Origin of the sequence: Nocardioides sp. R-C-SC26 (genome assembly GCF_021246465.1) — a bacterium.
Taxonomy (GTDB): Bacteria; Actinomycetota; Actinomycetes; order Propionibacteriales; family Nocardioidaceae; genus Nocardioides.
Genome location: NZ_JAHRHK010000003.1, coordinates 63145 through 88755, shown reverse-complemented (window position 1 = coordinate 88755; position 25611 = coordinate 63145). Strand labels below are relative to the sequence as shown.

At 70.1% G+C, this 25611-nt stretch carries 23 protein-coding genes; 11 read left to right on the top strand and 12 right to left on the bottom strand.

Annotated elements, in window-relative coordinates:
- Positions 1–77 precede the first annotated feature (77 nt).
- Positions 78–1343 (bottom strand): sulfate adenylyltransferase subunit 1, encoded by a 1266-nt coding sequence (locus KSO97_RS03800; protein ID WP_232676594.1) that lies wholly within the window; start codon positions 1341–1343, stop codon positions 78–80.
- Positions 1343–2257, bottom strand: a complete 915-nt coding sequence (gene cysD / locus KSO97_RS03795) for a sulfate adenylyltransferase subunit CysD (protein ID WP_232676593.1) — start codon at positions 2255–2257, stop codon at positions 1343–1345. Before cysD ends, KSO97_RS03800 begins: the two co-directional genes overlap by 1 nt.
- A 169-nt stretch (positions 2258–2426) precedes the next feature.
- On the opposite strand from cysD, the gene KSO97_RS03790 reads away from it, so the two are divergent.
- Entirely contained in the window at positions 2427–3200 is a 774-nt protein-coding gene (locus KSO97_RS03790) for a DUF4143 domain-containing protein (protein WP_232676592.1), read from the top strand.
- Between the two features lie 74 nt (positions 3201–3274).
- Complete coding sequence (locus tag KSO97_RS03785; protein WP_232676590.1) at positions 3275–4441, top strand: nucleotide sugar dehydrogenase; 1167 nt, start codon at positions 3275–3277, stop codon at positions 4439–4441.
- A gap of 72 nt (positions 4442–4513) precedes the next feature.
- Here KSO97_RS03785 and KSO97_RS03780 read toward each other — a convergent pair whose 3' ends face one another.
- The 3 genes from KSO97_RS03780 to manA all read right to left on the bottom strand — a co-directional run bounded on the left by KSO97_RS03780 (position 4514) and on the right by manA (position 8675).
- Positions 4514–5506, bottom strand: coding sequence for a sulfite exporter TauE/SafE family protein (locus tag KSO97_RS03780; RefSeq protein WP_232676589.1), 993 nt, complete (start codon positions 5504–5506; stop codon positions 4514–4516).
- A gap of 38 nt (positions 5507–5544) precedes the next feature.
- Positions 5545–7383, bottom strand: a complete 1839-nt coding sequence (gene cysC, locus KSO97_RS03775; RefSeq protein ID WP_232676588.1) for an adenylyl-sulfate kinase — start codon at positions 7381–7383, stop codon at positions 5545–5547.
- A 101-nt stretch (positions 7384–7484) separates the two neighbouring features.
- A complete protein-coding gene (gene manA / locus KSO97_RS03770) occupies positions 7485–8675 on the bottom strand; it encodes a mannose-6-phosphate isomerase, class I (RefSeq protein ID WP_232676587.1) in 1191 nt (396 codons plus the stop codon).
- Between the two features lie 93 nt (positions 8676–8768).
- On the opposite strand from manA, the gene KSO97_RS03765 reads away from it, so the two are divergent.
- Positions 8769–9215 (top strand): helix-turn-helix domain-containing protein, encoded by a 447-nt coding sequence (locus KSO97_RS03765; protein WP_232676586.1) that lies wholly within the window; start codon positions 8769–8771, stop codon positions 9213–9215.
- Between the two features lies 1 nt (position 9216).
- Positions 9217–9777 (top strand): hypothetical protein, encoded by a 561-nt coding sequence (locus KSO97_RS03760; RefSeq protein ID WP_232676585.1) that lies wholly within the window; start codon positions 9217–9219, stop codon positions 9775–9777.
- 84 nt (positions 9778–9861) lie between these two features.
- Here KSO97_RS03760 and KSO97_RS03755 read toward each other — a convergent pair whose 3' ends face one another.
- Positions 9862–10983, bottom strand: a complete 1122-nt coding sequence (locus KSO97_RS03755) for a glycosyltransferase (RefSeq protein WP_232676824.1) — start codon at positions 10981–10983, stop codon at positions 9862–9864.
- On the opposite strand from KSO97_RS03755, the gene KSO97_RS03750 reads away from it, so the two are divergent.
- Positions 10960–11244: a DUF2516 family protein gene (locus tag KSO97_RS03750; protein WP_232676584.1), complete on the top strand. Its 285-nt coding sequence runs from the start codon at positions 10960–10962 to the stop codon at positions 11242–11244. The two genes, KSO97_RS03755 and KSO97_RS03750, sit on opposite strands and share 24 nt — an antisense overlap.
- A 12-nt stretch (positions 11245–11256) precedes the next feature.
- Here KSO97_RS03750 and KSO97_RS03745 read toward each other — a convergent pair whose 3' ends face one another.
- Genes KSO97_RS03745 through gmd form a run of 4 tightly spaced genes read right to left on the bottom strand, consistent with a single transcriptional unit; the run spans position 11257 to position 15615 of the window.
- Complete coding sequence (locus tag KSO97_RS03745; protein ID WP_232676583.1) at positions 11257–12654, bottom strand: bifunctional dTDP-4-dehydrorhamnose 3,5-epimerase family protein/NAD(P)-dependent oxidoreductase; 1398 nt, start codon at positions 12652–12654, stop codon at positions 11257–11259.
- A complete protein-coding gene (rfbB, locus tag KSO97_RS03740; protein ID WP_232676582.1) occupies positions 12651–13649 on the bottom strand; it encodes a dTDP-glucose 4,6-dehydratase in 999 nt (332 codons plus the stop codon). Before rfbB ends, KSO97_RS03745 begins: the two co-directional genes overlap by 4 nt.
- Before the next feature lie 19 nt (positions 13650–13668).
- Positions 13669–14622: a GDP-mannose 4,6-dehydratase gene (locus KSO97_RS03735; protein WP_232676580.1), complete on the bottom strand. Its 954-nt coding sequence runs from the start codon at positions 14620–14622 to the stop codon at positions 13669–13671.
- A 12-nt stretch (positions 14623–14634) separates the two neighbouring features.
- The gene (gmd, locus tag KSO97_RS03730) at positions 14635–15615 is read right to left on the bottom strand and encodes a GDP-mannose 4,6-dehydratase (RefSeq protein ID WP_232676579.1); all 981 of its coding nucleotides are present in this window, start codon (positions 15613–15615) and stop codon (positions 14635–14637) included.
- Positions 15616–15684: 69 nt separating this feature from the next.
- Between gmd and rfbA the strand changes: the two genes are divergently transcribed.
- The 6 genes from rfbA (at position 15685) to KSO97_RS03700 (ending at position 24412) form a co-directional block, all read left to right on the top strand.
- Positions 15685–16557: a glucose-1-phosphate thymidylyltransferase RfbA gene (rfbA, locus tag KSO97_RS03725; RefSeq protein ID WP_232676578.1), complete on the top strand. Its 873-nt coding sequence runs from the start codon at positions 15685–15687 to the stop codon at positions 16555–16557.
- Positions 16554–17993: a bifunctional cytidylyltransferase/SDR family oxidoreductase gene (locus KSO97_RS03720; RefSeq protein WP_232676577.1), complete on the top strand. Its 1440-nt coding sequence runs from the start codon at positions 16554–16556 to the stop codon at positions 17991–17993. Before rfbA ends, KSO97_RS03720 begins: the two co-directional genes overlap by 4 nt.
- Before the next feature lie 163 nt (positions 17994–18156).
- Positions 18157–19593: a polysaccharide biosynthesis tyrosine autokinase gene (locus KSO97_RS03715; protein ID WP_232676576.1), complete on the top strand. Its 1437-nt coding sequence runs from the start codon at positions 18157–18159 to the stop codon at positions 19591–19593.
- 93 nt (positions 19594–19686) lie between these two features.
- On the top strand, positions 19687–21933 hold the full coding sequence (locus KSO97_RS03710; protein ID WP_232676575.1) for a LicD family protein: 2247 nt from the start codon (positions 19687–19689) through the stop codon (positions 21931–21933).
- Entirely contained in the window at positions 21930–22778 is an 849-nt protein-coding gene (locus KSO97_RS03705; protein WP_232676574.1) for a phosphorylcholine transferase LicD, read from the top strand. The genes KSO97_RS03710 and KSO97_RS03705 overlap by 4 nt, the downstream gene beginning before the upstream one ends.
- Positions 22775–24412 (top strand): O-antigen ligase, encoded by a 1638-nt coding sequence (locus KSO97_RS03700; RefSeq protein WP_232676573.1) that lies wholly within the window; start codon positions 22775–22777, stop codon positions 24410–24412. The genes KSO97_RS03705 and KSO97_RS03700 overlap by 4 nt, the downstream gene beginning before the upstream one ends.
- Here the strand turns inward: KSO97_RS03700 and galE are convergent.
- Positions 24339–25343: a UDP-glucose 4-epimerase GalE gene (gene galE / locus KSO97_RS03695; protein ID WP_232676572.1), complete on the bottom strand. Its 1005-nt coding sequence runs from the start codon at positions 25341–25343 to the stop codon at positions 24339–24341. The two genes, KSO97_RS03700 and galE, sit on opposite strands and share 74 nt — an antisense overlap.
- A gap of 77 nt (positions 25344–25420) precedes the next feature.
- Positions 25421–25561: a hypothetical protein gene (locus KSO97_RS03690; protein ID WP_232676571.1), complete on the bottom strand. Its 141-nt coding sequence runs from the start codon at positions 25559–25561 to the stop codon at positions 25421–25423.
- Positions 25562–25611 lie beyond the last annotated feature (50 nt).

Genomic DNA, 25611 nt, shown 5'->3' with positions numbered 1-25611 from the left:
GTGGTCGGTGGNCCCCCACGCCCCCCGGAGCCCCCCCCCGGGGGGGGGGGGGGCCCTTCGTGGTCGGTGGTCCGTGCTCAGCCGTTGATCATGCCCGCGCCGACGGTCACGCCGGTCGCCTCGTCGATCAGGATGAACGAGCCGGTCGTGCGGTTCTTCGCGTAGGGGTCGCAGAGCAGGGGGACGGTCGTGCGCAGCTGCACGCGGCCGATCTCGTTGACGCCGAGCTCCTTGGTGTCCTGGTCGCGGTGCAGGGTGTTGACGTCCAGGCGGTACTGGATGTCCTTCACCAGGGCACGCCCGGTGCGGGTGGTGTGCTTGATGGCGAGCTTCTGACGCGGCTTGAGCGGCGTCGTCGTCATCCAGCACACCATCGCGTCGATGTCCTGGCTGGGCGTCGGGGCGTTGTTCACGCGGGCGATCATGTCGCCCCGCGAGACGTCGACGTCGTCCTCCAGGCGGACCGTGACGCTCATCGGCGGGAACGCCTGCGGCACCTCGGTGCCGAAGAGGTCGATGCCGGCGATCTTGCTGGTCATGCCGCTCGGCAGCACGACGACCTCGTCCCCGGGCTTGAGGACGCCGCCGGCCACCTGGCCCGCGTAGCCGCGGTAGTCGTGGTGCTCGTCGCTCTGCGGGCGCACCACGTACTGCACGGGGAAGCGGACGTCGACGAGGTCGCGATCCGAGGCCACGTGCACGTGCTCCAGGTGGTGCATGAGCGTCGGGCCCGAATACCAGTCCATGTTGGTGGAGCGGTCCACCACGTTGTCACCCTGCAGCGCCGAGATCGGGATGACCTCGAGGTCGGGGATGTTGAGCTTCGTCGCGAACTGCGTGAACTCGGCGTGGATCTTCTCGTAGGTCTCCTGCGAGTAGTCGACGAGGTCCATCTTGTTGACGCACAGCACCAGGTGCGGCACCCGCAGCAGACTCAGCAGGACGGCGTGGCGCCGGCTCTGCTCGGTCAGCCCGTGACGGGCGTCCACCAGCACGAGGCCGAGGTCGGCCGTCGAGGCGCCGGTCACCATGTTCCGCGTGTACTGCACGTGGCCCGGGGTGTCGGCGATGATGAACTTGCGGCTCGGCGTCGCGAAGTAGCGGTACGCCACATCGATGGTGATGCCCTGCTCGCGCTCGGAGCGCAGCCCGTCGGTCAGCAGCGAGAGGTCGACATAGCTGTGACCCTTCGCCTCCGACGTCTTCTCCACGGCCTCCAGCTGGTCTGCGAAGATCGACTTGCTGTCGTAGAGGAGGCGCCCGATCAGGGTCGACTTGCCGTCGTCCACCGATCCGGCGGTGGCGAAGCGGAGGAGGTCCATCTGGCCGGTCTCGGTGCTCATCAGAAGTAGCCTTCCTTCTTGCGGTCCTCCATGGCGGCCTCGGAGAACCGGTCGTCACCGCGAGTGGCGCCACGCTCGGTGAGCCGGGCCACGGAGATCTCATCGATGATCTCGGGGATGGTGCTGGCCGTGCTCTCGACGCAGCCGGTCAGGGTGATGTCGCCGCAGGTGCGGAAGCGCACCGTGCGCTCCTCGACGACCTCGCCCTCGCGCAGCGGGTTGAGGGGCGTCTCGCTCATCAACATGCCGTCGCGCACGAAGACCCGGCGCTGGTGGCTGAAGTAGATGTCGGGGATCTCGATGCCCTCGCGACCGATGTAGTCCCACACGTCGAGCTCGGTCCAGTTGCTGATCGGGAAGATCCGCATGTGCTCGCCCTCGTGCAGGCGGCCGTTGTAGAGGCTCCACAGCTCGGGGCGCTGGTTCTTGGGGTCCCACTGCCCGAACTCGTCGCGGTGGGAGTAGACGCGCTCCTTGGCGCGCGCCTTCTCCTCGTCGCGGCGTCCACCACCGAAGGCGGCGGTGAAGCCGTTCTCCTCGATCGCGTTGAGCAGCGTGCCGATCTGCAGGCGGTTGCGGCTCGTCTTGCCGTCGTCGACCACGACGCCGTTGGCGATCGCGTCGTCGATGCTCGCCACGACGAGCTTCACGCCGAGGCGGTTGACCCAGTTGTCACGCGTCGTGAGGACCTCGTCGAAGTCGAGGCCCGTGTCGACCTGCAACACCGGGAAGGGGATCTTCGCCGGGAAGAAGGCCTTCTCCGCGAGGCGGAGCATCACGATGGAGTCCTTGCCACCGGAGAACATGAGCACCGGCTTCTCGAACTCGGCGGCGACCTCACGGAAGATGTGGATCGACTCGGCTTCGAGTTGGTCGAGCTGGCTCAGTCGGTAGTCGCTGTGCGTCTGCGTCATGCGCGGGCGACCCGTCCTTTCGTTGTCACTGCGAGAGAGCACTACAGGCGAACTGCCCGGCACCGACCGGTGCTTGGGCGCCGCTCATCGTGCCATGACCGATCGCGGCGGGACGCACTGACGATCCCGTTCTAGACAAATCGGCGAGATTGACGATTAGCCTGGAGGGGTGGTCACCGATCTCGTCGCGCGCCTGGGGTCACGAGCGCTCGTCCCGGCGGAGGTTCAGACGGGCTGGGACCTGTCTGACTACGTCGGACTGCTCTACCGCGACGGCGTCGGCGCCGAGGTCGAGTCGATCGTGCGACGCGCACGCGAGCTGCGGCGGCTCGACCCGGCCCGGCTCCGCGCCGTCCTCACGGCGCTGGCCGATCCTCCCGGCGCGGAACTCAACAAGGCCCGCATCGCGGCCGCGTCCGGGGTCCCGGTGACGACGCTCGCGCCGTACGTCGACGCCTTGGTCGAACTCGGTGTGGTGGTGCTGCTGCCCGGCTGCCGCGCTGCTGTGGCCAAGCGCGCCATCCGTCGACCGCGAGCGCTGGTCGCCGACGCCGCGCTGGGGCGCCACCTCGGCGCACGCCGGTTCGCCTCGCGGTCCGATCTCGGTGCGCGGCGATGGCTGGCACCGCATCTGCGCAGCCTCGTCGCGACCGAGCTGGTCCGCCAGCAGGCCACGAGCGTCGTCGGCCACCGGGTGGGCTACCTGCGGGAGCGCAACGGCCTCGCGGTCGATCTCGTGGTCGAGCTGCCCGACGAGCGCGTCTTCAGCATCGAGGTGCGCACGGCCGCCGCCCTCCGTCCGCATCAGTTCGACGCCCTGCACGCGCTCTCCCGACGGGCGGGTAGCCGGATGATCGGGGGTGTCGTGCTCAACACCGCCTCGCGGGGGCATCGGTACGGCCCGCAGATGTGGAGCCTGCCGATCTCGGCCGTGTGGGAGTAGGGCGTGGCCCGATCGTCGTCCCACGGCCACCCGACGTCTGCCCAACGTTCCACCGACCTCGTAGGGTCACGTGGGTGAAGATCGCCGTCGTCGGCCTGGGCTATGTCGGACTCTCGAACGCCGTCGTGCTGGCTCGCCACCACGACGTCTGGGCAGTCGACCTGGACGTCGAGCGCGTCGCGGCGGTCGCGCGTGGTGAGTCTCCTGTCGCGGACCCCGAGCTGGAGGAGTACCTGGGTCGCGGCGACCTGGGGCTCACGGCGACGACGGACGCCGCGGCGGCCATCGTCGACGCCGAGTTCGTGGTGGTCGCCACGCCGACGAACTACGACATGGACACCAACGCGTTCGACACCTCCAGCGTCGAGGCGGTGATCGCGTCCGTGGCCGACCTCGAGCCCTCGTCCACGGTCGTCATCAAGTCCACCGTGCCCGTCGGGTTCACGCGCAGGATGCGGGAGGCGCATCCGGGGCTCGCACTCGTGTTCAGCCCCGAGTTCCTGCGGGAGGGGCGGGCTCTCTTCGACAACCTGCACCCGTCGCGCATCGTGGTGGGGGAGCGCGGCGAACGGGGACGACGGTTCGCCGACCTCCTCGTCGAGGGCTCCCTCGACGACGATGTCCCGGTGCTGCTGGTGGGCTCCACCGAGGCCGAGGCGATCAAGCTCTTCGCCAACACCTACCTGGCGCTGCGGGTCGCCTACTTCAACGAGCTCGACACCTACGCCGTCTCGCGCGGCCTCGACGCGGCGCAGATCATCGCCGGCGTCGGACTCGACCCGAGGATCGGCGATCACTACAACAACCCGAGCTTCGGCTACGGCGGCTACTGCCTGCCCAAGGACACCAAGCAGTTGCAGGCGAACTACAGCGACGTGCCGCAGAACCTGATCAGCGCGATCGTCGATGCCAACACCACACGCAAGGACTTCATCGCCGCCGACATCCTGCGTCGCGAGCCCGCGACCGTCGGCGTCTACCGGCTGGTCATGAAGGAGGGCTCCGACAACTTCCGGATGTCCTCGATCCAAGGCGTGATGAAGCGGATCAAGGCCAAGGGGGTCGAGGTCGTGGTCTACGAGCCGACGCTCGACGACGAGACGTTCTTCCACTCCGAGGTGATCGCCGACCTGGCGGAGTTCAAGGCACGGGCCGACGTGATCATCGCCAATCGCCGCGCACCCGAGCTCGACGACGTCGCACAGAAGGTCTACACCCGCGACATCTACGGCCGCGACTGACGGGGTTCGCGGCGGGTGGGGGTCTCGACAGGCTCGACCACCGGGTCGGTCATCGAGCTCGTCGAGATGCGCCTACCGCCGACGATGCCGCTCCGTGGTGCCCTCGAGCTCGGCGACCGTGGGAGCGCCGAACATCGGGAGCCCCTGCCCTCGTCGCAGGAAGCCCCACACCAGCGGCACCAGCACCACCATGGCGACACCCACGCCCGCGATCAGGATCGGATGCGTCTCGTCGCGGCCGAGGGGCGCCCAGCCGGCCTTGTCGAGCAGTGCGACGCCCGACATCGTGAGGACGACGACGATGCCGCGCCGGATGAACGACTGCGGCACACGCGGCGCGAGGCGGCTGCCGAGGATGGTGCCGGGCACGCTGCCGATCACCAGCGGCACCAGCAGTTCCCAGTCGAGGCCGTGGATCGCGACGTTGGAGATGGCCGCGGCCATGACCAGCGGGACGGCCTGCACGAGGTCGGTGCCGACCAGCTTCACCGCGGAGAGGCCGGGGTAGAGCATCAGCAGCGCGACCATGATGACCGAGCCGGAGCCGACGCTGGTCACGCCGACCAGGATGCCGCCGAGGGCCCCGACCAGCAGCGTGGCGACCGGCCGGATCCGCGGGTTCTCCTCGCCCGGTGAACCGCCCGCCCGCACGCGGCGCAGGTTGATGTAGAGGCGAGCGGCATAGGTCCCGGCTGCGAGCAGCAAGGCGAAGCCGATCGACATCTTGAGCACGAAGTCGAGCTGCTCGGGGTCGTCGGTCAGCGCCTTGACGACGTAAGGCCCGAGGAGGGCCATCGGGACCGAGCCGATGATCAGCCACTTCGCCAGCGTCCAGTTGGGCGAGCCCTCGCGCGCGTGCACGGCGGCGCCGCCCGTCTTGTAGATCGCCGCTGCCGTCAGGTCCGCAGCGACGACGGTGGCGGCCTCGCCCTCTCCCGCCCCCAGGAACAGCAGCGCCGGTGTCATCAGCGCACCGCCGCCCATACCCGTCAGGCCGACCACGATGCCGACCAGGAAACCCGCGGCGAGAATCGAGTAGAAGTCGTGGCTCAACAGATCAGGCACGCGCGGAGTCTCCCAGGTGAGGTCAACGGATGGTCGGATCAGCGCCGGGTCAGGGCGGGGACGGCGATCCGGAGCAGGTAGTCGATCGTGGCAGCGGCGCGGCGGGCCGCTTCGTCGCCGCGCCCGTACGGGTCGGCGACATCGGTGTCGAGGTTCGCCGGCGCGCGACGCTCGACGATCCGCTGCAGGAGGGTGTCGCGGTCGAGCTCCTCGTTCGCCTCGACGCCCTCGACGAACTGCCCGAGCGTGAACACCTTGCGGAAGGCCTCCGGGTGCTCCTCGAGGATCAGCGACCGGTGGCTCGACTCGGCCGTCAGCACGAGATCGGCCCACGCGAGCAGGGTGGGCGTGACCGGCTGGCTCCGGAACTCGCCGGTGTCGATGGCGCGCTCGCGCAGGAGCGATGCCATGGGCTCGTCCATCGGGTGGGCGCGCATGCCGTGGGTTCCGGCGCTGGCGAAGACCACATGACGCTCGGGCTCGGCGCTCGCGCGAGCCGTCAGCTCCATGTACGGGCTGCGACAGATGTTGGCGGTGCAGACGAAGAGCACGTGGAACGGCTTCGCGTCGGAGGCGGGGGTCTCGAGACGGCCCCGTTCCTCGGCGTCCTCGACCCGCGAGTGCGACGGTGTCCGAGCAGCGAGTGCCGCCGAGTCCCTCGAGACCCCGTCGGTACGCAGGTCGAGGTACCCCGCCTCGGCGAGAGCATCGACGACGTCGTCGAGTGCGTCGTCGATGGTGCGACCGGTGGTGTCGACCCGGACGTCGGCGTCCTGCGGCTCCTCGTACGGCGAGGAGATGCCGGTGAACTCGGGGATCTCGCCGCGCCGTGCCTTGGCGTAGAGGCCCTTGCGATCACGCCGTTCGCACTCCTCGAGCGGGGTCGCGACGTGCACCAGGAAGAAGGCGCCGCCGGCGTCGTCCACCATCTGTCGTACCTGCTGGCGAGTCTCGTCGAACGGCGCGATCGGGCTGCACACCGCGACGCCCCCGTGCCGGGAGATCTCGGCGGCCACCCAGCCGATGCGGCGGATGTTGGTCTCGCGGTCCTCCTTGGAGAAGGTCAGACCCGCCGACAGGTTGCGGCGCACCACATCGCCGTCGAGGCTCGTCAGGGATCGCACGCCCTGCTCCAGCAGGCGATCCATGAGGGCGCGCGCGAGGGTGGACTTCCCGCTGCCGGAGAGACCGGTGAAGAAGAGCACCAGGCCCTGCTCGGCAGGTGCCGGCAGGTCGGCCTCGATGATGTCGAAGAGGTGGGCCAGGGGCTCCCCGGCGTCGGGGAGACCCAGGACGGGATCCTCCCCGGCGTAGTTCGACACCACCTGCACGCCGAGTGCGTGGTCGGCTTCGGCGTCGCCGTGCGCAGCGAGCGGCACCGCGACCACGACGGCGTCCAGGTGCTCGGCCACCCGCAGGGTGGCACGCAGGGTCGCGACCGAGGACAGGTCCGAGGTGCCCGCGCCGACCAGCGCCAGCAGCACGATCGGTCCCATGCCGACGAGCAGGTCGAGCTGGGTGTCGGTGATCGGCCCCGTCACGGGGACGACCGTGCGCCCGGCGTGCTCGGCGCGCACCTGGTCCGGCGTCAGGTAGAGGCGACGGAAGGGACCGTAGGCCGCGCGTGAGAGGGGCGTCAGCGCCCGGGAGCCGTCTTCGGCGCGCGTCGCGGTGGCGAGCGGCAGGCCCTCGGGGTCGACCAGCTCGATCTCGGCGACGTCGGCGAGCGCTGGGGGCAGACTCAAGGTGACGACGCTGCCGGGCTCGTCGAAGCCGCGCAGTGGAGCGAGGGCTCCGGAGAGCAGGAGTTCGAGGTCGTCGAGCTCGCGTGGGCTCGGGCAGTGCTGTGGGGCGGGCTGCGGAGAGGGGCTCGACACGGCGGTCATCCTGCCAGGGGAGGCCGCATGCCGGGCGACGGGCGGAGTTTCGAGACCACCGACGGTGGCCGTCTCAGGACCAGGTGAGCCGACGAGCCGCCTCAGACGACGTCGATCAACCGGGAGTGCACGGCGCGTCTGGCCGGCTCGAAGGCCTGCGCGACCTCGCCCAGGCCGACCACCACGCAGTCGCGGTCGTCGGGGCCCAGGTAGATCGACTCGCCCCGGGCCAGCCGCGCGGTCTCGCCGGCGTCGCTGCGGACCTCGACCTCCCCGCCCGTGCAGATGAGCAGTGATCGCTTGGCGTTGACCAGCGAGACGCCTTCGGGGTCGGCGTGCGACACCTGGGTGACGGCGAGCGCGAACTCGACGTCGGCGGGGCTGAAGACCTCGGTGTCGGCCAGGGCGAACTCCGGGTTGACGCGCGCGATCCGCGCCATGCCGGTGTGCCCCAGGCAGGCCACCAGACCGGCGGGGTCGACGTGCTTGGCGGTGAGACCGGCGCGCAGCACGTTGTCGGAGGAGGCCATCACCTCCAGGCACAGGCCGCGGAGGTGCGCGTGGATGATCCCCGCGCCCAGGTAGGCGGCCTCGCCCGGCTGCAGCGTCATCCGGTTGAGCATCAGCGAGATCACCACGCCGACGTCGTCGGGGTGGTACTCGGCGATCTCGACGGCCGTGGAGTAGGCGCGTTTGATGTCCAGGCCCAGCCGGCCCAGGGCCCGGCAGGCGCCGACGACCTCGCCGACCTGGGCGGCCGTCACCTCCTCGGTGAGCAGCCACTCCAGTCGGCGCACGATGCCCGCGAAACCGGGGTCTGCCCGCAGGTCCTCGACCAGCCGCTTGGTCAACGGGGTCTCCAGCGGCGCCAGCACGCGCAGGATCTCCACCGTCGGGCGGAAGCCGATGAGGGTGTCGAAGGTGGTGAGCGCGTAGACCATCTCGGGCTTGTGGTTGGCGTCCTTGAAGACGCGGTCAGGAGAGTCCAGCGGGATCCCCGCACTCTCCTCCATCGAGAACCCGTCCTCGGCCTGCGACTTGCTGGGGTGGACCTGAAGCGAGAGGGGCTGGTCGGCGGCGAGGACCTTGAGCATGAAGGGGAGGTCGCCGGCGACGTCGGAGAGCTGCTTGACGTCGCCGTCGGAGTCGATGGCCGTCGACGGCTGGAGGGGGTGGGTGCCGATCCAGACCTCGGCGACGGGGGTGCCGTCGGCGCGCTCGCCGAAGAACCGCGGGATCGCCTCCGGGGACCCCCACGAGTAGTTCTGGACGCCGTTGCGCAGGCGGTACATGGGGCCCAGGGTAGGACGGCCGTCGCCGGCGAGTGACGGATGCCACGCTTGCTGAGTTTGCAAAGTGCTAACTATTGCTAGCACCATGGAGTCATGGCCAAGGGAATGGTCGGGCAGACCGTCGAGTCGCTCGGTGACTACCTCAAGGAGCAGCGCACGGAGTCGCGCCTCTCCCTGCGGCAGCTCGCCCAGCAGGCAGGCGTGTCGAACCCGTACCTCAGCCAGATCGAACGCGGTCTGCGCAAGCCCTCGGCCGAGGTGCTGCAGCAGCTCGCCCGGGCGCTGCGGATCTCTGCGGAGCAGCTCTACGTTCGCGCAGGAATTCTCAGCCCGGGCGACGGTGTCGGGGGCTCGGTGGAGATCGCCGTGCTCAACGATCCCGCGCTCACCGAGCGGCAGAAGCAGTCCCTCCTCGATGTCTACTCATCGTTCCTCGCCATGAACGCGGCCGCGGAGGCTCCCGCCGTCGTCGGCCCGGTCGAGAGCGAGACGGCGGGCGACGAGGAACCATCCATCCCTCACCACACTCAGGAGAGCTGACATGGCCAAGGCCAAGTTCGACTTCAAGTCCATCGAGATCCCCGCGGCCGCCCAGAAGCCGCTCTACGCCGGTGTCGGCGCCGGCGACCTCGTCGTCGCCGCCGTCAAGGAGTACGTCGACGACGTGCAGCAGAAGCTGACCGGCTATCAGAAGGACGCTCAGGCGCGCGTCTCCGACGTGCAGAAGACCGTCACCGCGATCGACGCCAAGACGCTGCGCGCCGTCGCCGTCGACTCCGCCAAGACGCGCCGCGCGCGGGTCGAGGCCCGGGTCATCGAGCTGCAGGCCGACGCCAAGGCGATCCCGGCCAAGGTGCAGAAGAGCGTCGACGACAACGTCGCGATCGTGACCGCGACCTACGGTGAGCTCGCCAAGCGCGGCGAGGCCGTCGTCAAGGGCGCCAAGCTGCCCTCGACCGCCTCGGTCGAGGTGAAGGTCAACCCCACCAAGCCCGCCGCCAAGAAGGCCCCCGCCAAGAAGGCGGCTGCGAAGAAGGCGCCGGCCAAGAAGGCTGCCGCGAAGAAGGCCCCGGCCAAGAAGGCCCCGGCCGCTCAGGCCTGATCAGACCGCTCTCGAACGGCTCCCACGGCTTCGGTCGTGGGAGCCGTTCGTCGTCTTCCCCAGGTGGGAGGGCGATCGCCGGGGTCAGCGCGCCCGGGCGACGGTGAGGGCGTAGGCCGTGTCGAGCTGCTGGGTCAGCTGTTCGGGGCGACGCGCGGCGTGGAACGTCGCGGATCGGCCCGCCTCGGCCGTCAGGGCGTCGGCGTTCTCGATGAGTCCGCGCAGGACGTGGGCGGCCGCCTCCGGCGTCCTCACCTTGGACAGGTCGGTGTCGCTGAGGCAGGCGATGTCGCGGGCGACCACCGGAGTGCCCACCGCGGCGGCGTCCAGGATGCTCATCGCGAAGCCTTCGTAGCACGCGGTGTGGAAGTAGACCGTCGTCGCCCGCAGCACCTCCGCGACGCCGGCGGGATCGAGCCACCCGGTGACGTCGACGCCGAGGTCGCGCAGGCGCGCGGTCGGCTCGTCGTCCCCCGCCCCGACCCACGTCCACTCGGCGTCCCAGCCGGCGGCACGAGCCGCCTCGATGGTGCGGGCGAAGAACTCGGGGTCCTTCTGGCCGGTGACGCGGCCGACCATCGTGATGCGTGGGCGGGCGGGCGGGGACCAGCCACCGTGGAGGCCGACGTCGAGGTCGGTGAGGTTCTCGATCGGCACGACGGAGGCAGAGGCGTCGAGGCCGTGCGCCAGCCGCCCCTCGTGGGGAGTGAGGACGGCGAAGGCGTCGGTGTGGCGCGCCGCCCACCGCTCGACGGCGCGGAACGCCGCGCGCGCGGGCCCGCTGCGGGCGCCCGGCTCGAAGGCGAAGCCGTGCGGCTGGTAGAGCACCGGCGCGGAAAGCGGGCCACGACGCGCGAAGAACCCCGCCCAGCTGGAGTGCACGTGCACGACGTCGGGCGCGAGCTCTGCGACGCGCTCGACGATCGCGCGACGTCGGCCGCGCTCGCCGACCAGGCGCACCGAGGCGACGTCCGCGGGCGGGAACTCCTCCTCCACGCCGGCGATGAGCAGGTGGTGCTCCAGATGCGGTGTGGCCGCGATGTAGCGCTGCAGCGCGGTGCGGAGCCCGCCGCCGTAGGCGAGCGTGACATGCAGCACCCGGAACCGCTCGGCCTCTGACATGGCCACATTGTGTCCGCTGCTCGTGACGACGCGGGTCGCCGGGCCGGATACGGTGACGTCGTGGCCGAGGTCTTCGAGGTTCAGAGCACGATGATGCTCATCGTCTTCTTCGTCATTCTGGCGACCACGATCTTCGCCTTCGTGAACTCGCTGCTCTACTCGGCCGAGTCGTACCTGGCGGCGGGCAAGCTCACCAAGCCGACCTGGTGCATCATCCTCGGCATCGCGGTCGTGCTGCAGTTCGTGCCGCTGGGGTTGTCGATCCTCAACATCGCGTTCCTGATCGCCGCGCTCGTCTATCTCGCCGACGTCCGACCGGCGCTGGCGGGCCTGCGCCGTCGCTGACTCCCGCGTCGTTCAGCCCGCGAGGTAGCGACGCAAGGCCGTGAAGGCGTCCTCGGGATCGAAGCCGGTGGCACGGAGCTTGGCCAGGTCGAACGCGCTGTGAGACGGACGTGGCGCCATCGTCTTGCCGGCGAAGTAGTCCGCGGTGGTCACGGCCGTGACGTCGTCCGCCTGCCGTCCCCGCAGCCGGAACACCTCGGCGGCGATCTGCGCCCACGAGGTCGCCGGGCCGCCGTTGCTGACGTGATAGGTGCCGAACGGCGCCGAGGCGTCGAGCAGGTGCCGGGTGGCGCGCACCAGCTCGTCGGTGAAGGTCAGGCGACCGACCTGGTCGTCGACCACGCTGGGAGACACGCCGTCCGTGGCCAGGCGGGCCATGGTCCGCACGAAGTTCCCACCGTCGCCGATCAGCCAGCTCGTGCGCAGCAGGTAGTGACGCGGGGTCGTGCCGACGGCGACCTCGCCCGCAGCCTTGCTCTGGCCGTAGACGCCGAGCGGTGCGACGGGCTCGTCCTCGCGATGCTCGGGCACGATGCCGTCGAAGACGTACTCGGTGGAGTAGTGGACGAGCGTGATCCCGTGGTGGCTGGCGATCTCGGCGAGGGTCGCGGGCGCGACGGCGTTGGCTGCCCACGCCTCCGCACGACCCTCGCCCTCAGCGGCGTCGACGGCGGTGTAGGCGGCGGCGTTCAGCACCACGTCGTGGTCGTGCCAGGGCCAGGTCCGCACCGCGGCGACGTCGGTCAGGTCGAGCTCGACGGGGGCACCGGTGCCCGGTCGGTCGATGCCGACCGCATCGGGGAACGCCGTCATGAGCGCGCGGCCGAGCTGTCCCCGGCATCCGGTGACCACCGGGCGGCGCGGCGGCATCGGGGTCACGGCGTCCAGCCTCGGGTTCTTCCGGTCCTTCTCCGAGATCTCGCACTCGGGCAGCGGGATCGGCCATCGGATCGCCGCGGTCGGGTCGTCCAGCGCCAGTGCGGGATAGCTCACTCCGGGGCGCCAGTGGTCGTTGACCAGGTAGCTGTAGGCGACGTCGTCGGTGAGCGTCTGGTAGCTGTTGCCGACGCCACGCGGCACGAACACGGCGACACCCGGCTCGAGCTCGATCGTGAAGGTCGCCCCGAAGCTCGAGCCCTCGCGCAGGTCCACCCAGGCGCCGAAGGCGCGCCCGGTGGCCAGGGAGACGAACTTGTCCCAGGGCTCGGCATGGATGCCGCGTGTCGCGCCGCGGGCGTGGTTGAAGGAGACGTTGTTCTGCACGGGCCCGAAGTCGGGCAGACCCAGCGCGACCATCTTCTGCCGCTGCCAGCTCTCCTTGAACCAGCCTCGCGCGTCCTCGTGCAGCGGCAGGTGGACGACGAGCAGCCCGGGGATCGGCGTGGTATCGATGCGCAGGTCGCTGCTCACGCCTGGCCCTTGGCGGCGTAGCCGGCCTCGACGGCGGCCTTGTGGGGGCGCCACCACGACTCGTGGGCGCGGTACCAGTCGATCGTCTGCGCGAGGCCGCGTGCGAAGTCGCGGTAGGCGGGCTGCCAGCCCAACTCGGTCTGCAGCTTGGTGGCGTCGATCGCGTAGCGGAGATCGTGTCCGGCGCGATCGGTGACGAGGTCGTAGTCGTCGCTCGCGCGCCCCAGTGCCGTCAGGATCTGCCGGACGACGTCCAGGTTGTCGCGCTCGCCGTCCGCCCCGATCAGGTAGGTCTCGCCGATGCGTCCGCGCTGGAGGATCTCCCAGACGGCGCTGCTGTGGTCGGCGACGTGGATCCAGTCGCGCACGTTGGCCCCCGAGCCGTAGACCTTCGGGCGGTCGCCGTCCAGGACGTTGGTGATCTGGCGCGGGATGAACTTCTCGATGTGCTGCCAGGGGCCGTAGTTGTTCGAGCAGTTGCTGATCGTGGCCCGGACGCCGAAGCTGCGCACCCAGGCCCGCACGAGGTGGTCCGAACCGGCCTTCGCGGCGCTGTAGGGGCTGCTCGGGTTGTAGGCGGTGGTCTCGGTGAAGCGCGCCGGGTCGTCGAGCTCGAGGTCGCCGTAGACCTCGTCGGTGGAGATGTGATGGAGCCGGACGTCGTGCTTGCGGCAGGCCTCCAGGACGCAGAACGTGCCCACCAGGTTGGTCTGGATGAACGGCCCGGGCTCGGACAGGGAGTTGTCGTTGTGGCTCTCCGCGGCGAAGTGCACGACCGCGTCGTGCTCGGCCACGAGCTTCTCGACCAGCGGCTGGTCGGCGACGTCACCGACGACGAGCTCGACCCGATCGCCACCACCGTCGAGCGACTCTCGCGACGCGGCATAGGTGAGCTTGTCGAGCACGGTCACCGCGGCGTCGGAGGCGCCGAGGGCGTGGTGGACGAAGTTCGAGCCGATGAAGCCGGCGCCACCTGTCACGAGGATGCGTCGCATAGGCCCGAGGGTAGTGCCGCTACTGCGCGAGATCGTGCTCGACCATCCGGCGCACCAGGTCGTCGAAGCCGACCGTCGGACGCCAGCCGAGCACGTCCCGGGCGAGGGTCGCGTCGCCGACGAGCTCGTGGGCGTCCGCGGGTCGCACGAACTCCGGATCGGTGCGCACGAACGCTGCCCAGTCGTCGATCCCCGCGTGCCGGAACGCCGCCGCCACGAAGTCGGCGACCGAGTGGGAGACGCCGGTCGCGACGACGAAGTCGCCCGGCGTCTCGGTGCGTGCCGCGGCCCGCATCGCCTCCACGTAGTCGGGTGCCCACCCCCAGTCACGTCGGGCATCGAGATTGCCGAGCACGAGTGACTCGGCGCGGCCCTGTCGGATGGCGGCGACCGTCGAGGTGATCTTGCGGGTCACGAAACCGGTCGGACGGCGCGGCGACTCGTGGTTGTACAGGATCAGGCTGGAGGTCGCGAGGCCTCGCCCGCGGTAGACGCGCGCCATCAGATGGCCATAGGCCTTGGCGGCGCCGTACGGGTTGACCGGGGCGAGTGCGGTCGACTCGCTCTGGGGCGTCGTGGTGGTGACGCCGAAGATCTCCGCGCTCGAGGCCTGGACGAACGACACCGGGTCGCCGTGCTTCTCCTGGCAGCGCCAGGCGGACTCCATCAGCGCCACAGCCGCCGTGCCGTTGACGGCGGAGGTGAGGTCGGGCTGATCCCACGAGCGGGCGACCGAGCTGATCGCGGCGAGGTTGTAGAGCTGTGCCGGCGCGAGCTCCAGCACCAAGGTGCGGACGGCGTCGACGTCGCGCAGGTCCAGCGCGTGCACCGTGACGTCGTCGGGCAGGTGGGGGATCGGCGTCGGCGCGGTGTCGATGGCGTGCACCTCGACGCCGTCGGCGAGCAGCGCCTCCGCGAGGTAGGTGCCGTCCTGGCCGCCGACGCCGGTGATCAGTGCGCGCTGTGCAGGCATGATCACGAGCACCTACCAGCCGGTGCGGAACGCGTCGATGTCGGTGTCGACCATCATCGCCACGAGCTCGGCGAAGCCGACCTTGGGCTTCCAGCCCAGCTGTCGGTGTGCCTTGGAGGCGTCCCCGACCAGCTGGTCGACCTCGGCGGGCCGCATGAAGCGCTCGTCGTAGCGCACGTGGCGCTCCCAGCCGTCGATGCCGACGTGGGCGAAGGCCGCCTGCACGAACTCGCGCACCGAGTGGGTCTCCCCGGTCGCCACCACGTAGTCGTCGGCGACGTCCTGCTGGAGCATCAGCCACATCGCCTCGACGTAGTCGCCGGCGAAACCCCAGTCGCGCTCGGCGTCGAGGTTGCCCAAGGTGACGTGGTCCTGCAGGCCGAGGTGGATCCGAGCCACCGCCTGGCTGATCTTGCGGGTCACGAACTCCTGCCCGCGTCGTGGCGACTCGTGGTTGAACAGGATGCCCGAGCTGGCGTGCATGCCGTAGGACTCGCGGTAGTTGATCGTCATGTAGTGGCCGAACACCTTCGCCACGCCGTACGGCGAGCGGGGCCACAGCAGCGTCGTCTCGCGCTGGGGCACCTCCTGCACCTTGCCGAACATCTCCGAGCTCGAGGCCTGGTAGAAGCGGACCGAACTCGGGTCGTCCCCTGCGTGCAGCCGCACCGCCTCGAGCATGTTCAGCACGCCCTTGCCTGTGACGTCGGTGGTCAGCGCCGCGTTCTCCCACGAATACGCCACGAAGGAGACGGCGCCGAGGTTGTAGACCTCGGCCGGGTCGCACTCGCGGAGCGCGCGGATCAGGCTCGACATGTCGGTCAGGTCGCCGTTGTGGAGGGTGACCTCGGGAAGCAGCTCCTCGACCAGGTCGCGCTTGGGGTTGTTCTGCCCGCGCAGGAGCCCGTGCACGTCGTAACCCTGACCCAGCAGGAACTCCGCGAGGTACAGGCCGTCCTGGCCGGTGATGCCGGTGATGAGTGCGCGGGGCATGGCAGGAGTGTGGCAGGCTGTCGCGGCGTCAGCCGATCCGCCGGTCCGGGGCGGCGAGAGGGAGTGATGATGCGCGGGATCATCTTGGCCGGTGGCACCGGCAGCAGGCTGCACCCGATCACGTACGCGGTGAGCAAGCAGCTGATGCCGGTCTATGACAAGCCGATGATCTACTACCCGATCTCCACGTTGATGCTCGCCGGCATCCGGGAGATCCTGGTGATCACCACGCCGCACGAGGCCGACCAGTTCGTCCGGCTGCTCGGCGACGGCTCGCAGTGGGGCATCTCGATCACCTACGCGGTGCAACCGTCGCCGGACGGCCTCGCCCAGGCCTTCCTGATCGGCGAGCAGCACCTCGACGGTGACCACGCCGGACTCGTGCTCGGCGACAACATCTTCTACGGAGGCGGGCTCGGCACGCGTCTACGGCGCTTCGAGGACCTGGACGGCGCCGCCGTCTTCGGCTATCCCGTCGCGGACCCCTCGGCCTACGGCGTCGTGGAGTTCGACGGTGAGGGGCGCGCGATCTCGCTGGAGGAGAAGCCCGCGCGTCCCCGCAGCCGCTACGCCGTCCCGGGGCTCTACTTCTACGGCCCCGACGTCGTCGAGCGGGCCAAGACGCTGCGTCCCTCGCCGCGGGGCGAGCTGGAGATCACCGACCTCAACCGCCTCTACCTCCAGGAGGGCCGTCTCCAGGTCGAGGTGCTGCCCCGTGGCGCAGCCTGGCTCGACACCGGCACGTTCGACGACCTCAACGACGCCAGCAACTACGTGCGTGCGATCGAGGCGCGGCAGGGTGCGAAGATCGGCGCGCCCGAGGAGGTGGCGTGGCGGATGGGGTACCTGGACGCCGACGCGCTCGCTGCGCTGGCCGAGCCGCTCGTCAAGAGCGGGTACGGCGCCTATCTGTTGACGTTGCTCGAAGAGGAGATCGCGTGAGTGCAGTGCCGTTGGGGTCGTCGGAGTCGGCGGCCCCGTTGAAGCGGGTCGCGGTGATCCTCGCCGGTGGCACCGGGACGCGGGTCGGCCTCGCTCTCCCCAAGCAACTGATCACCGTGGCCGGCAAGCCGATCATCGAGCACACCATCGCGACGTTCCAGGCCTCCCCGGTCGTCGACGAGATCATCGTGATGATGGCGCCCGGGCACCTCGACGCCGTGCGCTCGATCGTGCGCTCGGGCTCCTACGGCAAGGTGTCGGCGATCCACGAGGGCGCAGGAACACGCTCGGACACCACCCGCGCCGCGCTGGACGCCGTCGCGGGGACGCTGCCCGACGGCGAGGACTGCCACGTGCTCCTGCACGACGCCGTCCGCCCGTTGGTCTCCCACTCCATCATCGAGGCCAACGTCGAGGCGTTGCGCACCTACGACGCCGTCGACACCGCGATCCCGTCGGCCGACACGGTGATCCGGGTCGCCGGCGAGGCGCCCGTCATCGCCGAGGTACCGCCCCGCGCGGATCTGCGGCGTGGGCAGACGCCCCAGTCGTTCCGTCTCAGCGTGCTCCGACGTGCCTACGAGATCGCCGCGAGCGATCCGGAGTTCACCGCGACCGACGACTGCACGGTCGTGCTGCGTTACCTCCCGGACGTCCCGATCGCGGTGGTGAACGGCGCGGAGCGCAACCTGAAGGTCACCGAGCCGATCGACATCCACATCGCCGACAAGCTCTTCCAGCTCGCCTCGACCGACACCTCGCCGATCGACGACGCCGGTCTGCGGGCCGCCCTGGAGGGCCGGACGATGGCCGTGTTCGGCGCGTCCTACGGCATCGGCGAGGCGATCGCCGCACAGGCCGAGGGCTTCGGTGCGCACGTCCACCGGTTCAGCCGCTCGGGCAGCGGCACGCACGTGGAGTCCCGTGCCGAGGTCGCCGCGGCCCGCGACGTCGCTCTGGAGACGACGGGTCGCATCGACTTCGTCGTCAACGCCGCGGGCGTGTTGCCGCGCGGCGAGCTGCACGAGCTCTCCGAGGAGGCGGTCTTCCACGCCACGGAGGTCAACTACCTCGCACCCGTGTGGATCGCCCAGGCCTTCGGGGAGGCGCTCCTCGCCTCGCGCGGCTCGATGCTGCTCTTCACCTCCTCCTCCTACACCCGGGGTCGAGCCGGCTACGCGCTCTACTCCTCGGCGAAGGCCGGTGTCGTCAACCTCACCCAGGCCGTCGCGGCCGAGTGGGCCGAGCGCGGCGCACGGATCAACTGTGTGAACCCCGAGCGCACCGCGACACCCATGCGGAGCGCCGCCTTCGGCGAGGAACCGCCGGAGTCCCTGCTGGAGGCCGACGTCGTCGCACGCCGGTCTCTGGAGGTGATGGTGTCCGATCTCACCGGCCAGGTCGTCGACGTCCGTCGGAACCAGCTCGTGCCGTGACTGCTCAGGTAGGGGCCCGACGAGCCGATCTGACCGGCGCCGCGAACCGACTGCGGAACATCTTGAGCGGCGGGTATCTCGGACACGCCGGACGTGTGCGCTTAGGCTGCTCTCAGTTGCCGGGGCCCGAGGGTCGGCGCCTGGCATCATCGATGGGAGAACTGTGAATCTTCGCGGCTACGTGCGCGCGCTTCGTCGGCACGCCGTCCTGATCGCGCTGTGTGTGGTGGTGTCCACAGCCGTGATCTCCACGGCTGTCCAGTTCGCCTCGGACACCTACGAGTCACGTGCGCGCGTGATCGTCTCGTCGGCTCAGTCGGAGATCGGCGAGGCTTACACCGCCGGTCTGCTCTCCGCCCAGCGCGCAGGCACCTACGTGCAGGTCTTGAAGAGCCGTCTGGTGGCGCAGCGCGTGCGCGACGAGCTCGGCATGACCGAGTCGCTCTCCGACGTCATCGGCAAGGTCGAGGCCTCGGTCGTGCCGGACACCTCGGTGATCGAGCTGAAGGTGCGCGAGAGCGATCCCGCGGTAGCGCAGGAACTCGCGCAGTCCTACGCCGAGCAGCTGGTCGCCGTGGCGGCCGACATCGAGACCCCCGCCGACGGCAGCAACCCGCCGACCACGGTGACCGTGATCGACTCCGCCACCTTCAACGCCCAGCCGGTGGCACCCAAGCCGATCCTCTACGGAGTCCTGGCGGCGATGCTCGGCCTGATCGTCGGAGTCTCGATCGCGCTCCTGCGTGAGCTCCTGGACACCAGCATCTCCTCGACCGAGGACCTCGAGAGCGTCACGGACCTGCCCGTGCTGGGGTCGATCGCTCATGAGGGTGCCAACGCCAAGCGTCGCCTGGTGTCCCAGGACGATCTGCACACCCAACGGGTGGAGGCTTTCCGCGTCCTCCGCACCAACGTGCAGTTCGTCGACGTCGACTCCTCGCACAAGTCGATCGTGGTGACCTCCTCGATGAAGGAGGAGGGCAAGACCTCCACGGCGGCCAACCTCGCCATCGCGCTGGCCCTCAACGGTGCGCGCACCCTGCTGGTCGACGGCGACCTGCGGCGTCCGCAGGTGGCCGAGCTGTTCGGGATCGACGGCAGTATCGGTGTCACGACGGTGCTGCTCGGCAAGGTCAGCCTCCGCGACGCGATCGTCGAGCACGCCGACTCGGGCCTGCACCTGCTGCCCTCGGGCGTCGTGCCGCCGAACCCGGCCGAGCTGCTGCAGACGCATGCGATGGAGCGGATGATGGCTGAGGTCAAGAACGAGTACGACATCGTCATCATCGACACCCCGCCGCTGCTCCCGGTGACCGACGCGGCGATCCTCTCGGCCGGCGTCGACGCCACCCTGCTCGTCGTCCGGCACGCCCGGTCCAAGCGTCCTGAGCTGCGGACCGCCCTGGAGCGCCTCAACCAGGTCAACGCCGTCCCGGTCGGTGTGGTGCTCAACGACATCCCGCTCTCCCGCGAGCGATGGGGCTACGGCGGCTACGCCGCCTACGGCTCCTACATCAGCTACGGAAGCCGTGACCAGGTCTCCTCCTCGCGTGATGACGCCGGCGCGCGACGTGCGCGGCGAGGACGTTCGGCGGAGTGATGTTCGCTGTCGGCGCGCTGGCCGCGCCGACGGCATGTTCGGCCGCACCGTCACCTGCCGGTGCCATCCCAGCGCACGATTGATGTGAACCAGATGAGCGAGTCGACGTTCGACGACCTCCAGGTCGCCACCTACCTGGATGCGACGCACCACGTGGGCGAGTACCTGCTCGGCACGCTCGACGACCTGTGCCGTCGCCACGACGTCGGCTACTTCGTCACGTCGGGGACCCTGCTCGGCGCGGCACGCTCGGGCGGATGGATCCCCTGGGACGACGACGTCGACGCGATCATGTTCCGCGACGACTACGAGCGCCTCGTATCGGTCGTCGGCGGCTCGGACCGCGGCGGCCTGCCCGACGACGTGATCTTCTCCTCGCAGGAGACCCGCCGCGATCACATCACCGTGATCCCGCGACTCCTGCACACGGGCAGCGAGCGACTCCACGTCGGTCGGACGCGCTCGCGAGAGCCGATCGAGACCCGTCACGTGCCTCTCGACATCTTCGTCCTGGACCGCGGGCCGCGCTCGCACCGGCTGCGCCAGGCGTGGTCGCGTGGCGCGCGGGCGCTCGACCTGTGCGCCGTGGCCCGCTACACGACCGTGCGCGACGTGCTCGCCGAGGCTCAGGTCTCCCGGGCTCGCAAGCTGGTGGAGGTGCTGGTCGTCCTGGCCGCCCTCGTCCTGCCCCGGCGAGGGTGGATCGGGCTGCGGACGTGGTGGGTGCGGTTGCCGGCCCGCTGCCGGATGCGCGGCCCGTTCGTGGCCACCAACTACTCCACGCCGCGCGGCCGCCGGATGTCCTTCGAGGAGGACTGGTACCGGCCGGGCTCGGAGATCGAGTTCTGCGGCCGCGCCTACCCGGCGCCGCAGAGCCCCGTCGCGGTGCTCACCGAGCTGTACGGCCCCGACTACCTGACCCCGCCCGACGCCGCGATGCGTCAGCCCGAGCACATCCGGGGCGGCCTGCGGGTCCGGCTCGGAGACCGGTCCTGGGAGATCGGCCAGCACGACCGTGACGACACGTCGACCGTCGAGGGGCCCGACGGCGTGGTCGACGTCGGTGGCACCGAGGCCCCAGCGGACCCCGACGACACCCCGCCGCCCGCGACCGACCATCTCTCCGGCGCCACCTTCCGCCGTCAGGTGCTCTGGTCGCTGACGGCGCGCCTGACCGCCGCCGTGCTGCAGATCGTCATCCTGGTCCTGCTCGCGCGCGGGTTGCCGCCGGCGCAGTTCGCCTTCGTCATCGGCGCGAACACGGTGATGCAGATCGTGGTCGCGGTGAACGGCTTCGGGCTCCTGCGCCAGATCCAATTCCGGCGCAGCCGCGACCCGCACGACGCCAGCCTGGCTCCCCTCTTCCGGCTCCGACTCAACTTCAGCTGGGGCAGCGCCGCCGCCTGGGTCGTCCTCTGCGTGATCGCGTGGGCGGTCACCGGCCACGAGTACGTCGTCGCGCTCCTGCCGGCCGCGATCTGGCTGGTCGCCGAGCAGACCACGCAGGTCTGGAACGGCGTGTCGGTCGCCGATGGCCGCTCCCAGGACCTGCTCCCCTCCTACGTGGCCCGCCGGCTCCCGGTCGTGCTCGTCGTGGGCGCCGCGCTGGTCCTCGACGCCAGCGGCGAGGAGCTGTTGTGGTCGTGGACGTCGGGCCTCGCGCTCGGTGCGGTGCTCGCCTACCTGATCGGGTTCCGCGGGCAGGAGTCCTGGGCCCGTGCGCTGATGCCCGGACGTCCGCAGCTCGCCGAGCGCTTCCCGTTCGAGATGGGGTACTGGTGGGGCCTCGTCGGCGTCCAGCTCCGTGACCTCGACGTCGCCGCCGCCGGCGCGGTCAGCGCCCAGGTCGCCGGCATCTACGCGTTCCCGGCCCGGCTCGTGGCGCCCATGAACCTGGTCACCCTCGCGACGGCGGGGACGGCGTTCCCGCAGGTCGCGCGGCACGGGATCACCCGCCGTCAGCTCAGTCGCGGTCTGGTCGTGGGCCTGGCGCCCGTCACGATCTTCGGGGTGCTGACGGCGCTGTGCGCTCCGCTCCTGCCGGTGATCATCGGCGACGACTACCAGGACGCCGTCGGCGTGCTGCGGATCGCCTGCATCACGGCGGTCGCCACGGGCGCCGGCTCGCTGATCGGCATGATCGCGCAGGCGCTGTCCACCGAGATCGCGCGCATCGTCGGCTACTTCTCGCTCGGCTTCGCGGTACTGCAGGTTGCCGGAGCGGCGATCGCCGCCTCGCTGGGCGACGCCACGACGGTCGCCGCGACCGTCGCGGTGACGAACACGCTCGGAGCCCTCTGGCTGTGGCGCTACACCGCACGACAGGTGGCGGATCGATGAGCACGGGTCCCGAGATCGACCGCGAGGGCCTCGCGGCGCTCCAGGCGCTGGTACGCGGCCTGATGGCGGAGTTCGACCGGGCGCTCGGCGTCCTGCAGATCCCGTACCACCTGGCGTACGGCACCGCGATCGGAGCGGTCCGCGACGCCGACCTGATCCCGTGGGACGTCGACGCCGACGTGTGGGTGGAGCACCGGCACTACCGCCGGCTGCTGGCCGAGCTGCCCGCTGTGCTCGGCGACGACTTCGAGCTGGTCGCGCCGGAGAACACCCCCGGCTACGAGTACCTCTTCCCGCGGCTGGCCTACCGCCGGATCCATCACGTGCTGATCCGACTCGATGTCTTCCCGCTCGACCCCGCGTGGCGCCGGCCGTGGAGTCGGCGGGTCTACACCCGGTTGATGCGAGCGCTCGACCGCGCCTACTTCGTCAAGCAGGCGGATCTGGCCGAGCGCCGGCACTACAGCGCGCGGAAGCGGATGCTCACCACGGCCCTCCGCACGCTGCTGGCGCCGGTGCCTGCCGCGGCGTTGCGCGGTGTCTTCCGGCGCCTGCAGGCCTCGGGCAGCCGCGACCATCTGGTCAATTCGTGTGGCGCCTACGGTGCCCGGGAGACCTTCCGCGCCGCCTGGTTCGACGGCGAGCAGCGCTATCGGGTGGGTTCGATGAGCCTTCCGGTGCCGCGCGAGGTGGAGGCGGTGCTCGGACAGCTCTACGGTGACTTCATGACCCCCGTGTCGGCCGAGCAGCAGGAACGCGAACTGGTGGCCGCCACCGATTTCTGTGTCGCGCCGCTCCGGGCGCAAGGTGTTCTCGCCGGACCGAACGAGGAGGGAAGCCGATGACCGCTCTGGCGCTGCCACCCCGCTCCCGCACATCGCCGGACGACGACGCGCCGGCCTCCGACGGACGCTGGATGCTGGCTGTCGCCAGCTGTGTGCTCGGCGTGCTGCTGATCCTCACCTGGCTCGTCGCGCGGTCGATCGCGCTCAGCCGCGGCGGAGTCTCGCCCGACGGCATGCTCGCGGGTGGCGTTGCGCTGATCGTCTCGGCGCCGTTCTGCCGCAACATCGTGGACACGATCGTCGTCTCGTGTCCCTTCATGTTCTACATGCTCTCGCCGATCGGCGGCGCGCTCACCGTGGGCAGCTCGGACGCCCTGATGCCGTTCTTCATCGGTGCCATGGCGATCGGCTACGCCATCCACAAGTACGACCGGCGCGAGTTCGAGCCGATTCCGATCGCCCTGCCGCTGCTGATCCTCAGCGGGCTGACCGGCGCCGCGACGACGGTGCTCTGGACGGTCTTCAGCCCCGACTTCCTGCTGGCCCGCGCGGTCGCCGATCTCTTCAAGCTGGCCATCTGCCTGGTCTACATGGTGGTCGTCGCAGCCGTCGTCCGACGGTCGGGCTGGGACGCCGCCGTCCGGGCGCTGCGCCTGTGGGCGTGGACCGCGACGGTGCTCTCGGTCGGATCGCTCATGGGCGTGACGGGTGCGATCACGGTCGTGCCCAGCGACGGATTCCGCTCCTACGGCTACTTCGGTGACGCCAACCTCTACGCGGGCTACCTGCTGGTCTCGCTGGCCATCGTGATCTTCCTGGCTCTCGAGCGGCCCTCGCCGGTCCTGCCGGCGCAAGCCTTGCTGATCGTCGGCGGCGTCGTGATGACCGGGTCGCGCGGTGGTCTGCTCTCGCTGGGCCTGCTCGTGGTCTTCTCGGTCGTCGTCATCAACTCGGCGCGTCTGCGCATCGCCATCACGATCCTCGGTGGTCTGCTCACCCTGGCCGGCGCCTGGCTGCTCGGACAGCGGGACTCGGGAGTCCAGATCCTCGGCCTGGACCGGCTCTTCTCGGCCACCGACACCCGCTCGGTGGAGGAGGACCCGCGCTTCGCGCTGTGGCGTCTGGCCGTGGAGAAGTGGGCCGAGTCGCCGCTCTGGGGCATCGGTCCTGGTCAGTTCGAACGCTTCTCAGGTGAATCGATCCGCACGCTGAAGTCGACCGGTGTGGGCTATGTGACCCACAACTCGTTCCTGTTCTTCCTGGTGAGCTTCGGGCTGATCGGGTTCGTGTTGTTCGTGTTCCTCATCGCGTGGGTGGTGAAGTACGTCTTCTCCATCGACTCGATCTCCCGCAGCTCGCGATGGGCGCTCATCGCCGGCCTCGTGGCGATCACCAGCCAGATGATGACGCTGAACCTGCAGAACCTGCGCTACGTCTGGATCTACTTCGGCCTGCTGCTCGGGATGGCGACGATCGCCCGGCCCCTGTCGGGCGGGCGCCGGGCGGAGTACCGGGGCTCACAGGACGCCGGGGCCCCGGCTGCCGACGCCGAGCGCCTCGATGCCGTAGGAACGCGATCGCGCCAGCTCGTCGGGGGGCTCGCTCTGCCGCCCCGCGGCGCTACTCGTAGCCGAGGATCTCGAGACGTCGGTCGGCCCAGGCGAGGGCGGAGCCGATCGCGTCGTCGATGGTGAGCTCGGTCTGCCAGTCGAGCAGCTCGCGGGCACGGTCGACGTTGGCGAACGCTCCCACGGCGTCGCCGGGTCGCGGCGGCGCCTCGGCCAGGGGCACCGCGCGACCGAACACGCGCTCGAAGGACGCGACGAGCTCGCGGACCGTCACCCCGGAACCCGTGCCGATGTTGAGGACGGCGGAGGGCGCCCCGGCCGATGCCAGGACGTCGTCGAACCGCTCGACGGCGCGCACGTGGGCGCGGGCGAGGTCCCAGACATGGATGTAGTCGCGGATGCCGGTGCCGTCGCGGGTGGGGTGCTCGGTGCCGGTGATGGTGAAGGCCGGCTTGAGCCCGCGCGCGGCGAGCACGAGCTGTCCCAGCACATGGCTCGGCTCCTTGACGTAGATGCCCGACTCCAGGTCCGGGTCGGACCCGATCGGGTTGAAGTAGCGCAGGATGATCGCGCGGAGCTCGCCGGCGCTGGAGAGGTCCTGGAGGGCCTCCTCCATCATCCGCTTGGTCCGTGCGTAGGGCGAGGTGGGGGCGAGGGGATCGGCCTCGGTGACCTCGAAGCCCTCCTTGACCGCGTACAGCGACGCTGAGGAGGAGAACAGCACCCGGTGGAGCCCGAGCGTCGTCAGCTGGTCGAAGAGCTCGAGTGACTTCGCGACGTTGTCGCGGTAGTACTCGTAGGGCAGCTCCATCGACTCCGGCACCACGATCCGCGCCGCCATGTGGATGGTGGCGTCGATGTCGGGGTGCTCGGTCGCGATGCGCTCGATCAGTGCACGGTCGGCGATGTCGCCCTCGTAGAAGATGCGGTCGCGGACGAAGGCCCGCGGGCCGGACAGCAGGGAGTCCAGGATCACGGGCGTGTGCCCGGCCGACTCGAGCGCCTTGGCGGTGGTCGACCCGATGTATCCGGCTCCGCCGGTGATGAGCACCTTCATGCTCACGAGCGTAGCGAGATGCGACGACGCCGCCGACGACCTCCCTCCGGCCGTCGGCGGGGCCGCTCGCAGTCGTGCTAGACGGCGAGGTGGTAGTCGCTGCGACGCGATCCGGGCTCCCAACCGGATGCGCCCAACCCGCGACCGAGGGCGACTGCCACCGGAAGTGACAGTGCCGTCCAGGTCGCGAGTCCGATGACCAGCCACAACGTCAGCACGTGACCGATTCTGTCGAGCGGCGATCACCGCGGCATCGGCTCCGGAGCGC